The sequence below is a fragment of the Enterococcus ratti genome (assembly GCF_001886195.1).
GTDB lineage: Bacteria > Bacillota > Bacilli > Lactobacillales > Enterococcaceae > Enterococcus_B > Enterococcus_B ratti.
Genome location: NZ_JXLB01000011.1, coordinates 84,881 through 97,154, shown reverse-complemented (window position 1 = coordinate 97,154; position 12,274 = coordinate 84,881). Strand labels below are relative to the sequence as shown.

8 protein-coding genes are annotated in these 12,274 nt (G+C 35.1%); all 8 read right to left on the bottom strand.

Annotation, left to right across the window (positions count from 1 at the left end; translation table 11 throughout):
- Positions 1-780 precede the first annotated feature (780 nt).
- The 8 genes from RV14_RS06895 to dnaE all read right to left on the bottom strand — a co-directional run bounded on the left by RV14_RS06895 (position 781) and on the right by dnaE (position 12,218).
- Complete coding sequence (locus RV14_RS06895; RefSeq protein ID WP_071855558.1) at positions 781-2,289, bottom strand: HAMP domain-containing sensor histidine kinase; 1,509 nt, start codon at positions 2,287-2,289, stop codon at positions 781-783.
- Positions 2,286-2,972, bottom strand: coding sequence for a response regulator transcription factor (locus RV14_RS06890; RefSeq protein ID WP_002290973.1), 687 nt, complete (start codon positions 2,970-2,972; stop codon positions 2,286-2,288). Before RV14_RS06890 ends, RV14_RS06895 begins: the two co-directional genes overlap by 4 nt.
- 186 nt (positions 2,973-3,158) lie before the next feature.
- A complete protein-coding gene (gndA, locus tag RV14_RS06885) occupies positions 3,159-4,580 on the bottom strand; it encodes an NADP-dependent phosphogluconate dehydrogenase (protein ID WP_071855557.1) in 1,422 nt (473 codons plus the stop codon).
- Positions 4,581-4,758: 178 nt separating this feature from the next.
- Complete coding sequence (rpmF, locus tag RV14_RS06880) at positions 4,759-4,938, bottom strand: 50S ribosomal protein L32 (protein ID WP_071855556.1); 180 nt, start codon at positions 4,936-4,938, stop codon at positions 4,759-4,761.
- 56 nt (positions 4,939-4,994) lie between these two features.
- Positions 4,995-5,564: a YceD family protein gene (locus RV14_RS06875; protein ID WP_071855555.1), complete on the bottom strand. Its 570-nt coding sequence runs from the start codon at positions 5,562-5,564 to the stop codon at positions 4,995-4,997.
- A 308-nt stretch (positions 5,565-5,872) separates the two neighbouring features.
- A complete protein-coding gene (gene pyk, locus RV14_RS06870; RefSeq protein ID WP_071855554.1) occupies positions 5,873-7,657 on the bottom strand; it encodes a pyruvate kinase in 1,785 nt (594 codons plus the stop codon).
- A 122-nt stretch (positions 7,658-7,779) separates the two neighbouring features.
- Positions 7,780-8,742, bottom strand: coding sequence for a 6-phosphofructokinase (gene pfkA / locus RV14_RS06865; protein WP_071855553.1), 963 nt, complete (start codon positions 8,740-8,742; stop codon positions 7,780-7,782).
- A gap of 161 nt (positions 8,743-8,903) precedes the next feature.
- Positions 8,904-12,218: a DNA polymerase III subunit alpha gene (dnaE, locus tag RV14_RS06860; protein WP_071855552.1), complete on the bottom strand. Its 3,315-nt coding sequence runs from the start codon at positions 12,216-12,218 to the stop codon at positions 8,904-8,906.
- Positions 12,219-12,274: the final 56 nt, after the last annotated feature.

The following is a 12,274-nucleotide window of genomic DNA, read 5'->3' as shown; positions in this document are numbered from 1 at the left end:
TTGCTTTGTTCAGTTTTCAAAGGTCTAGTCTTTTCTTATTTCAACAACTCTTGAATTTTATCATTTTTCCAGAGAATTGTCAACAACTTTTTTCATTAGCTCATTTATTGCCTTTTTGCCGACTTACTTAGTATATCATCTATCTAGTTATTTGTCAATAACTTTTTTATTGTTTCTACAATCTTTTAAGTCTTTTTTATCAAAAGACTTCGTTATTATAACATGGAGATTTGCTATCGTCAATCTATTTTTTAACAAAATTTAACGCACTCAGCAATGCACCTTGTCAGAACAAATAATAATATATCAAGGTCATCGAAAAAATGCAATAGAAAAAAATACATTTTACACCATTATTTTAAAAGACGAACATTTCTAAATATAATGGTATATTTTCTGTTTTTATCTGCATTTATCCATTTTTTTTGATATAAAGTTCGGGAAATAATGTTCTTATTTTATTTACATTTTTTGAATTAATTGTATACTCTCACGATCTACCTATTTGTTACTTTCATTGAAGCTTTCTAATCCATATAATAGATAATTTTTGTAGAAGAAATCTTTCTTTTTTATCCCGTTGCTTTTTTATCACCTCTTGCATTAATGTTCTAAATTCTACACTTATTTTAAGTTAAGCACTCTTTGCTATTTTCTTAAAAGCTAGGCACTCAGCAACTTTTATTCGAAAATAGCATATTACTTTTAGTTTCATCAAAACATATTAATAAAAATAATTGGAACGAACATGAAAATAGAGCAAGTAGAACAAAAGCAATTCTACTTTTGTTCTACTTGCTCTTCTTTAACAATAGGAATAAAGATTCTAAAAATCGTTCCTTGTCCTACCACACTTTCCGCATTAATTCTGCCTTTATAATTTTCTACCAACTGTTTTGCAATGGATAAACCTAATCCATTCCCGCCTTTAGTTCGTGCTCTTGCTTTATCTACTCGATAAAAACGATTGAATATTTTATTAAGATCTTCTTGAGGAATTCCTTCACCAAAATCTTGAATCGCTATTTCAAATTCACTTAATGTAGAAGAAATTGAGATATGCACTTCTTTTCGATTTGTCGAATACTTAACCGCATTATCTAAGATGATAATGATCAATTGCTCAAAATGATTGCGATAAATTTGTAAAGTAACTTCTTTTACTAGATCATCATCTAATGTAATCACATAATCTGGATATAATAGTTTAAAATTATTATAAACCTGATAAGTTACTTCTTTAGCAAGCGTTGTCTCATTTCCATAATATACATCAACTTGTTCTGCTCTTGATAAATCAAGCATTTCTTGGACTAAACTCTTCATTCGGCTAATTTCTTGCATACTAGCTGTCAACGATTCCTCTAAAATTTCTGGGTCGTCTTTTCCCCAACGGTTTAATAAACTCAGATGTCCTTCGATAATGGCGACAGGCGTTCTTAGTTCATGTGAAACATCTTCAACAAATTGTTCTTGCTGTTCAATATAAAGGCGCATTCGATCAAGCATTTCATTAAATATTTCTGCCAAATCAGCTAGTTCATCGTTCGTATCAATTTCCGGCATATGGATATTGGACTGCGGATCTTTACGAATCGTATCCATAGTATCTCTTAAAACTTTCAATGGTTTTAAGAAATAAGAAGATAAAAAGAAGCCTAAAACGCTACTTAAAATTAGTGAAACAACTTCTAATACTACCAACGTTAACAATAATTTATTACGAATATCATAAAAAGAGGATAATTCATAGAAACTTTGAGCATAACCAATTTTTTCTCTCGTTTCTTTTGAATAAATGGGTTGGACGGAAAGAAAACCCGTTTTACCATCTAAAGTAACAATTGTAGGAATTTTTCTATTTTTTTGAATAAGCGAACGATCTTTTTCATGTGTTTTAAAAACTAGTTTTTCATCTAAATTGTAAACATACAAATCCATGGAAGGTTGTCCTAATTCTGAAATGAAAGAATCAATTTTCATTAAATTTCCTTCAATAATCGATGTATCGCTTATGTTAGTATTTTTGTCTGCATTGGTCAAGTTTCGATAAGTATTGACAAGTGTTAATTCTTCGTTTGCATTTGCTAAACGAGAAGCTACTTCAGAAATGGTTTGTTCGTCATTTTTTCTTTCTTTTGCTACAATTAAATTGATGGAAGATTTATACGTAATTACTGCAAAAATAGTAAAAACAACGAATATAAAGAAAGAACTTGCAAAGGCCCACTTGATTGTCAAGGAGGGACCTTTAAGTTCTCTTTTTTCAGATTTCTTCGATTTTATCACGAGCGCATCACATATCCTGTTCCACGAACCGTTTGAATATAGCTTTCTTCTCCAGGTACATCAATTTTATTACGAAGATAACGAATATAAACATCCACGACGTTTGTTTCAACTTCCGTTTCATATCCCCATACTTTATTGAGTAAAACATCTCGAGCCAATACAACATTCACATTTTCCATCAAAGTAAGTAATAACTCATATTCACGTTTCGTTAATTCAATCACTTCGTTTCCGCGTCGTACCACACGGTTTTCTTTTTCAATCGTTAAATCCCGATAAGTAATCGTTGTTTGTTTGGCTACATTCTTGTCTCCTTCAATGTCGATTCGACGTAATAAGGCACGCAAGCGAGCCAATAATTCTTCAATCGCAAATGGCTTAACAATATAATCATCTGCTCCATGATCTAAGCCAGAGACACGATCAATCACTGAGTCTCTTGCAGTCATCATAATAATTGGCGTGTTCTTTACTTGACGTACACGTCTGCAAACTTCTAATCCATTTAATTCTGGTAGCATCAAGTCTAATAAAATGGCGTCCCATTCATTGTTTAATGCTGCATCTAATCCTGTACGACCATTATAATGTACTTCTGCATTGTAGCCTTCATGCTTCAATTCCAACTCGACAAATCGAGCCAAGTTTTTTTCATCTTCAATGATTAGAATATTACTCATCAATATTTTTCCTTTCTGTCTACGTGCTTTTCAAAACTCTATTATTATACCGATATTCTTTTTAAAAATCTATCTTCATTTTATCATGGATAACTATTTTTAAAAAGAGCCGAAGTCCTCTCTTTTCAGTTGACTCCAGCTCTCTTGTCATCGCTTATTTTAATCATGCATCAATTATTTAAAAGATTATTCTTCATGATACCATGAATAGTGAAAGACTCCTTCTTTATCAACACGTTCATACGTATGTGCCCCGAAATAGTCACGTTGCGCTTGAATGAGATTTGCCGGTAAGCGTTCAGCTCTATAAGAGTCAAAATAAGCAACTGCAGAAGAAAAAGTTGGAACGGGAATACCCGCTTGCACGGCTAAGGCAACAACTTCTCTTGCTGCTTGCTGATATTTATTTGTGATGGAAATAAAATAATCATCTAACAAAAGATTTTCAACATCAGGATTTTTATCATAAGCATCAGTAATTTTTTGTAAGAAACGGGCACGAATGATACATCCTGCACGCCAGATTTTTGCTATTTCTCCAAAGGGAAGATCCCATCCATACTCTTTTGAAGCAATGCGCAATTGGGCAAATCCTTGTGCATAACTCATAATCTTGCTAAAATACAGCGCCTCACGAATTTTTTCAATTAGCTCTTTTTTGTCTCCAACAAATTTAAAATTATTAGTATAAGACAAGATTTTACTTGCTTGTACTCGTTCTTTTTTATAGGTTGAGATATATCGAGCAAAGACTGATTCAGTGATCAATGGTAACGGCACGCCTAAATCTAAAGCACTTTGGCTTGTCCATTTTCCAGTGCCTTTATTTCCCGCAGCATCCATGATTACATCTACAATTGGTTTGCCGGTGCCTTCATCATCTTTTCTTGTCAAAATATCGGCCGTAATTTCAATCAAATAACTGTCTAATTCTCCTTTATTCCATTCATTAAAAATATCAGCCATTTCTTCAACCGACAAGCCAAGGATATTTTTCATTAAATCATATGACTCTGCGATCAACTGCATATCGCCATATTCAATCCCGTTATGCACCATTTTAACATAATGGCCAGCTCCATTAGGTCCAATGTAAGTAACACATGGGACACCATCTTCTGCTTTAGCAGAGATTTGTTCTAAAATCGGCGCAACCAATTCATATGCTTCTTTTTGTCCTCCCGGCATGATAGACGGTCCTTTTAGTGCCCCTTCTTCCCCACCAGATACGCCTGTACCGATAAAATTGATTCCAGAGTTTGCTAATTCTTCATTGCGGCGTATTGTATCTTTAAAAAAAGTATTTCCTCCATCAATCAAAATATCTCCTTTATCTAAATGAGGAAGTAATTCTTGAATCGTTGCATCCGTCGCTGGACCAGCTTTGACCATTAAAAGAATTCGCCGCGGTTTTTCAACTGCCTCTACAAATTCTTCAATGGTATAAGTTGCTTTAAAGTTTTTATCTGGGTGTTCTTTCACCACAGCCGTTGTTTTTGTACTAGTACGGTTGAATAAGGCGACTGAATAGCCACGACTTTCAATATTAAGGGCTAAATTTTTCCCCATCACAGCCATACCGACAACACCGATTTGTTGTTTTGACATCTGAATTCCTCCTACGTGTGGGATGTTCTCCCTGATCCTCTCTCATTATAGCTTAACATGACGTTATTGCAAACCAAAGAAATACATATTTTTTACGTGTATCACATAAAATAGCAAAAAATAAACCTCAAGGCTCCATGGTTAGCCTTGAGGTTTTACATTTTCTAATTAAAATGTATTAAGCTTCTTTAGACATTACGTCCTTACCATCATAGTAACCGCAATTTGCACATACGTGATGGCTTTTTTTCATTTCACCACAGTTTTGACATTCGTTTAAACCTTTGATTGTCAACTTGTAATGAGTACGGCGTTTTGCTTTTTTCGCTTTTGAAGTTCTTCTAGCTGGTACTGCCATTTTGCTACACCTCCTTGTAAAGTCTTGTATCATATTTGATACAATATATTCCAATCTCACGCTTTATCGTCTTCATTTGACGTTGAATCAAAAAATTCCGATAATTTTGCAAGACGAGGATCTATTTTTGTTGCGGCATCTTCTAATTTTCTGCGTTCATATTCTTCTTCGGAAATGACTTCCCAATCCGTTCCTTTTGGTAGATCAGTTGCCTGCTCTTCTTCCTTTGTCAATACACGCATAGGAATTGCCAATAAAATATTGTCTTCAATTGATACTGTCAAATCAAGTTTTCCATCTTCTATCAACAAAATCTCTTCTGTAGGTGATTGCTCTTTTGTAAGTTGATACTGTTCTTTTGTCATAAACAACTCATTTACTGTAAAATTCATGGGTAATTCTACTGGCATTAATGAACGAGTAGATGGAACAGTTAAAGTCGTCTGCACAGTGTAATGAACCAGATAGCCTTTTTTATCAATTGAGACGAACCCTTCAACTGCAACGGGCGCAACATCTACTATTAAATTGTCTCGCTTCATAAGTTCCTCTTTAAGATCAAAAGTCTCACGAAAAGTCAACGGAGTCTCTTGGTATTTTCTCAATTCCAGTAAAGACCATTTCATTTTTTCATCACTCCTAAGCAACAAAAGCAATTATACAGGGCAAAAAGGACGTTGTCAATGAAAATTTCTTGACACCTTACACTTCGTAAATTAATCAAATCCTTGCTTATACTATTTTAACAACGTGGTACATTTTTAATTCATTCTGGCTAATCTCGTTAAGAGAAAAAGCTTACAGCATTTTTTAACCATTTACGTTATTTCTATACAACATCTCTAACCATGAGATAGTTTTTCTTCTACCATCTTCACTAAAAAACGGATAAGCTTAACGTCTTATCCGTTTTTGATTACAAACTAAATGAATTTTAGATCGCTGTTGTTTCGCCACGATAAACAATCCCACGACGTGAATCTACAGTGACTAATTCGCCATCCGCAATCGTTGAAGTAGCTTCTTGCGCTCCAACAATAACAGGAATATCTTGAGCAATTCCTACAACTGCTGCATGTGAAGTTAGCCCTCCTTCTTCAACAATAACGGCTGCTGCTTTTTCTATTGCAGGCATATATTCTTTATCAGTGGTTGGAACAACTAAAATCATACCATCTTTTGCTTTTTTGATCGCTTCTTCAGCAGATGATGCCACAACTGCATTGGCAACAACAGATTTTTGTCCAACGCCTTGGGCTTCTAATAATTTTGAACCAATCATTTGAATCTTCATCACATTCGTAGTTCCACGTTCACCAACTGGAACACCAGCCGTAATTAAGATTAAATCACCTTCTGAAGCAAATCCTAATTCTACCGCTTTTTGAGCAGCTAATTCAAACATTTCATCAGTTGTTGATGGTTTTTCAGCTACAGTCGGATAAACTCCCCAGTTCAGCATTAAGCCACGTTTTGTTCGTTCATCAAAAGTAACTGCCAAAATATCAGCATCTGGACGGTATTTTGAAATCATTTTAGCTGTATAGCCAGATTCAGTTGCTGCAATGATTGTTTTTACACCTAAGTTTTTAGCAGCACGTGCTACGGATAATCCAATTGTTTCTGTAACATCTGTTTTATCAAATTCATTTAATTGGAAAGTTCCTAATTCTGATAACGCATTTTCAGCTTGTTGATCAATGCGAGCCATTGTCGCAACAGCTTCAACAGGATAGTCACCGTTTGCCGATTCACCTGACAGCATCGTTGCATCCGTTCCATCAAATACAGCATTTGCAACGTCAGAAGCTTCTGCACGCGTTGGGCGTGGATTTTCTTGCATAGATTCCAACATCTGTGTAGCTGTAATTACTGGAATTCCAGCAGCATTACATTTTTTAATGATGCGTTTTTGAACCATCGGTACTTGTTCAGCTGGTATCTCAACTCCCATATCTCCACGAGCAATCATAACACCGTCAGAAACTTTAATAATTTCATCAATATTGTCAATTCCTTCTTGTGATTCAATTTTAGGGAAGATTTGAACATGTGTCATCTCTTTTTCTTCTAAAATTTCACGAATATCTAATACATCTTGCGCTTTACGAACAAAACTTGCAGCAATAAAATCAATATCGTTATCTAAACCAAAACGAATATCATCAGCATCTTTTGGTGTAATTCCCGGTAAACTGATTGAAACACCCGGTGCATTAACACCTTTACGAGATCCCAACATCCCTGCATTTTTAACTTCTACAACTAATTCACGAGCTGCTTCATCTTTTTCAATGATTTGCATGTCAATTAAACCGTCATCAAATAAGACATGTCCACCTACGTGAACATCATCAAACAATCCTGGATAAGTCACAGCGATTTTTTCTTTTGAACCTACATGTTCAGGATCCATAGAAATGCGTGTTTGATCGCCTACTTCAAATTTAATGTATCCTGCACGACCAAAATCTGCTTCTGTTGTTCCTTGAACAGTCGTACGAATCTCAGCACCTTTTGTATCTAAAAGAATACCGACATCTTTCCCTGTTTTTTTGACCGCTTCACGAACCATTTGCATACGTGATAGTTGTTCTTCATGGTCTCCATGTGAAAAATTGAAACGAAAAACATTTGCCCCAGATTCAATCAATTTAGAAATAATTTCTACTGAATTACTGGCTGGTCCTAATGTACTAACGATTTTAGTTTTTTTCATTTACAAAACTCTCCCATTCAAATTTGTTTATTTAAAGCCATTTAAAGCCTAAATACTGAAAGATAATAAGCAGAATCTGCTTTTTAATTATAAGTTAAATTTCAAACAACATTTTTTCATTCTTAAAATGAAAGTGAGTTATTTAAATCATAAAGTGATAAATCTGGTTTATGTTTATTATTTTCTAATGTATCAATGATATCCGCAGCGACAATTTCGTTGTCACGGATTCCTACGCATAAGCCGCCTTTACCTTGTTGAAGTAGTTCAACTGCGTAAGCACCAAATTTACTTGCCAACACACGATCTCGTGCGCTAGGTGCACCACCGCGTACCACATGCCCTAAAATAGATACACGCGTATGGTAATCACCAAACTCAGAAAGTTTTTCAGCAAATTCATTGCCCCCCATTACACCTTCTGCTAAGATAATTAAGCAATGCTTCTTCCCACGATCACGGCCTTCTTGGATTTTTTTAGCAACTACAGCCATATCAAAATCATGTTCAGGGATAATAATTTCATCAGCACCGCCAGCAACCCCTGACCACAAAGCGATATCTCCGGCATTACGCCCCATCACTTCAATAACAAATGTCCGAACATGTGAAGTAGCTGTATCACGAATACGATCAATTGATTCTAATACAGTGTTAATAGCTGTATCAAAACCGATTGTAAAGTCAGTTCCAGGGATATCATTATCAATCGTACCAGGAATGCCTACAGCTGGGAAACCACGTTTTGTCAACGCCATAGCACCATGATAAGAGCCATCTCCACCGATAACTACTAACCCTTCAATACCGAATTTTTTCAATTGTTCGATTCCTTTTAATTGACCTTCTTCTGTCGCAAATTCTGGATAGCGAGCAGAATATAAGAACGTACCACCACGTTGAATTTTGTCACCTACATCAGCTACATCTAAACGACGAATATCTCCTGCAACCAAGCCGGCAAATCCATAATTAATTCCGTAAACCTCTAACCCTTCATAAATTCCTTTGCGAACAACAGCTCGAATAGCTGCATTCATTCCGGGTGCGTCTCCGCCGCTGGTCAAAATTCCAATGCGTTTCATAAACTCATTCACCTCATTAATTTACTTTATCCTAAGCAAAGCTTAGGTACCTTCTTTTCATTAACCACGAGTAACATTCTAACATTATTTTTCTCACTTGTCTTGAATTACTATTAAAAAAATGAAAAAAAATGAAAACAAATAGTATTTTTTACCGTAAATTATTTGAAAACAACATTTTCTGCTTGAAGCAAATAAGCCAATTGTGCCTTCAAATTCTTACTCCCATCTACCCAATAAGCTTCTGCTAGTACTACTTTGCGCTGATTTTTTTCATGATAAATCACTACGGGGATATATCCCGGATACTTTTGAAAAGTTTCTTGAAGTTGTTTCAACATATTCGGTGAATCCACTTCTTTTTTGATCCGTAAATAACATGTTTGACTTGAATATTGTTCTTCCAGCTCCACTGGATCAGAAAAATTTTCTCCAATTAATTGTAGTTCTTGGTTGTATTTACTAATTTCTACTTTGCCTTGTACAAAAATCACTTTGTTTATTTCAAATAAGCTGCGAAACTGTCGATAAGATTTAGGGAAAATAGTAATGGCAATTTCGCCGCTGCTATCGGTTCCTTCGACAAAAGCCATCAGTTCGCCTTTTTTTGTTCGAATCTCGCGAATATTTTTGATCATGACTAAAAGACTGACTGTTTGTTTAGGGATGATTTCTGTAATTAATTGAACTTTTTTTGCTAATTTTAACCGTTCATAACCTTCAGTCGGATGCCCAGAAAAATAGACGCCTAAATATTTCTCTTCTAACTGTAATTTTTCTTCTAAGGAATAATCCGTTATCTCTTCTTCTTTTAAGGCCATAATGTCTAGCAAATCGAAGCTACCTCCACTATAAATAATATTTTGTATTTTTCCTTCTAAATTATCCATTAGCTGTTTACGATTAGGGAATAATTCATCAAATGCGCCAACTGCTACTAAGGATTTGAGTAGCTCCACTTTTAACCACCGCTTATCTAAACGAAGCAAGAACTGATCCACTGATTGATAGACACCGTTTTCTTTTCGCTCTCTTAAAATAGACTCGATGAAATCTTTTCTGACTCCTTTAATGGCAGTTAAACCAAAACGTATTTCTTTCTTGCTTATCAATTCAAAACCATAATAGCTTTGATTGATGGAAGGGGCGTACAATTTTAGCTTTTTTTTTCGAGCTTCAGCAATATATCCTTTTAATTTTGTTGTATTATGACGAACTGCATTCATCAAACTAACAAAAAATGCTCCGGGGTGATGGGCTTTAAGGTACGCCATTTGAAAAGCAACAAAAGAGTAAGCAAAAGCATGAGAACGATTGAATCCATAATTTGCAAAACGTTCAATATAATCATAAACTTCTACCGCTTTTTCTCTTGAATGTCCTTGATTTAAAGCACCAGTTACAAAATGTTCTCGTTCTTTATCAATGACTTCTTTTTTCTTTTTACTAATGGCTCTTCGCAAAATATCCGATTGTCCTAAAGAAAATCCTGCCATAACAGCAGCAATTTGCATAATTTGTTCCTGATAGACAATCACACCATACGTATTTTTTAAAATAGGTATTAACGTCTCATCAGGATAGTGGATTTTTTCTTTTCCTTTTTTTCGAGAAATAAACGTGTCAATATTTTGCATAGGACCCGGTCGATACAACGCATTTACTGCGGCAATATCTTCAATCGTTTCTGGACCTAATCGTCGCAAAACGCTACGAATACCAGCAGATTCAAATTGAAAGATGCCTGTAGTATCTCCTTGTTGAAAAAGCTGCAATGTTTTCGGATCATTCAACGGTATTTTCTTTAACGAAACTTCTTTTCGTTCTACTTTTTTAATGGCTTTTAGTGCATAGTCAACGATGGAAAGATTTCTTAATCCCAAAAAATCCATTTTTAGTAAACCTACAGCTTCCACATCATTCATTGTATATTGCGTCAAGAAAGTTTCATCCGATCCTCTTTGCAAAGGAACCAGTTCTAAAAGATTTTTATCGCTAAGCACTACGCCGGCCGCATGAGTGGACACATGTCGCGGCAATCCTTCTAAAATTGACGCTATTTTAAATAACAACTGATTTTTTTCACTTGCATTGACTAATTCCACTAAGTGTTGGGAAGTGTAATACGCTTGCTTTAAAGTAATCTTTAGTTGATTAGGAATTGCTTTTGACCAGCGATTTGCTTCACTTTGTGACAATCCAAATACTCGCGCAACATCACGCAAAACCATTTTAGCAGCCATTGTTCCAAACGTGGCAATTTGAGCCATATGATATTGTCCATATTTTTTTCTCAGATAATCTAAGACCTCTTCTCGACGATTGTCAGGAATATCTAAATCAATATCTGGCAGTGTATAGCGTTCGGGATTTAAGAAACGTTCAAATAATAAATCATATTTCAAAGGATCTACGTCAGTAATTTCAAGAATGTAAGCTACTAAAGAGCCAGCAGCTGAACCGCGTCCTGCTCCCGTCACAATTTTTTGTTGATGGGCAAAAGCCATTACGTCCCATACAATCAAGAAATAATCATCAAATCCCATTTGATGGATAGTTAACAATTCATAAGCTAATCGCTCTTGATATTCAGGAGTGATTTCTGTCACTCGTTCATTTAATTTTGATATGCATAATTCTTCAAGATATTGAGCGGCACTTTTTTGATTGGGTATGGGATAATGTGGCAATAATTTTTGATGAAACGGAAATTCAAAAGAAATCGTTTGTACTAAACGTTGCGCGCCTTTTAATGCTTCTACTAAATGAACTTGATTAAAAGTTTGAATCATTTCTTTTTCCGAAAATAAAAAACTGCTTACTGCTTCTGCTTTTTGTTGATGGAGTTCTTCTAAAGAAAATTGCGTTCCTTGTCTGATGTGTTTCAACGTATTAAGTGCAAACAACTCTTCTTTTCTTAAACTATCAATCGGATGAAGTGCGCATAAAGAATAATTGTTTTTTGTTACAAATTCCACCCATTCATTGGCGTAATCCGCTGTAGTTTCCGTCATTCCTACATAAAAATCTTTAGAAGCCACTTTTTCTTTTAGTAATTGCCAATGAGCTTCAAAAGATGCCGAATGATTGAATTCATCGGCTACTGAATGTTGGGGCAAAACAACAAATACTAAATGATTGGTTTCACCAAATTCTGCTAACGTCAAGCTTTCTTGGGTCATTTTTTTAGTAGACAACTTCATTAATTGCTGATAACCAATGCCATCTTTTGCATATACCAGTAAATCAAATGGTCGAGATTCATAGGTATAAGTAAGAAGAAGACCGATCACGGGTTTTAAACCTTCTTTTATACAAGCTTGATAAAACTCAGGTACGCCATACAGCACGTCTTGATCGGTAATTCCAAGCACGGTATAGCCTAACTTTTTCGCCTCGTGCACGTATTCTTGAATTTTAATAGTGCTTTGTAATAATGAATAGGAAGTTTTCGTATAAAGTTGTGGGAAAAACATAGCCATTCCACCTTTTATAAAGTTAGCCAATTGTTTGAGCCTATTTTTCTAAATAA

Excerpts from the sequence above, each read along its gene's own strand:
- pyk (WP_071855554.1), bottom strand. The coding sequence starts at position 7,657 with ATGAAAAAAACTAAAATCGTTAGTACATTAGGACCAGCCAGTAATTCA.
- RV14_RS06875 (WP_071855555.1), bottom strand. The coding sequence starts at position 5,564 with ATGAAATGGTCTTTACTGGAATTGAGAAAATACCAAGAGACTCCGTTG.
- rpmF (WP_071855556.1), bottom strand. The coding sequence starts at position 4,938 with ATGGCAGTACCAGCTAGAAGAACTTCAAAAGCGAAAAAAGCAAAACGC.
- dnaE (WP_071855552.1), bottom strand. The coding sequence starts at position 12,218 with ATGTTTTTCCCACAACTTTATACGAAAACTTCCTATTCATTATTACAA.
- gndA (WP_071855557.1), bottom strand. The coding sequence starts at position 4,580 with ATGTCAAAACAACAAATCGGTGTTGTCGGTATGGCTGTGATGGGGAAA.
- RV14_RS06890 (WP_002290973.1), bottom strand. The coding sequence starts at position 2,972 with ATGAGTAATATTCTAATCATTGAAGATGAAAAAAACTTGGCTCGATTT.
- pfkA (WP_071855553.1), bottom strand. The coding sequence starts at position 8,742 with ATGAAACGCATTGGAATTTTGACCAGCGGCGGAGACGCACCCGGAATG.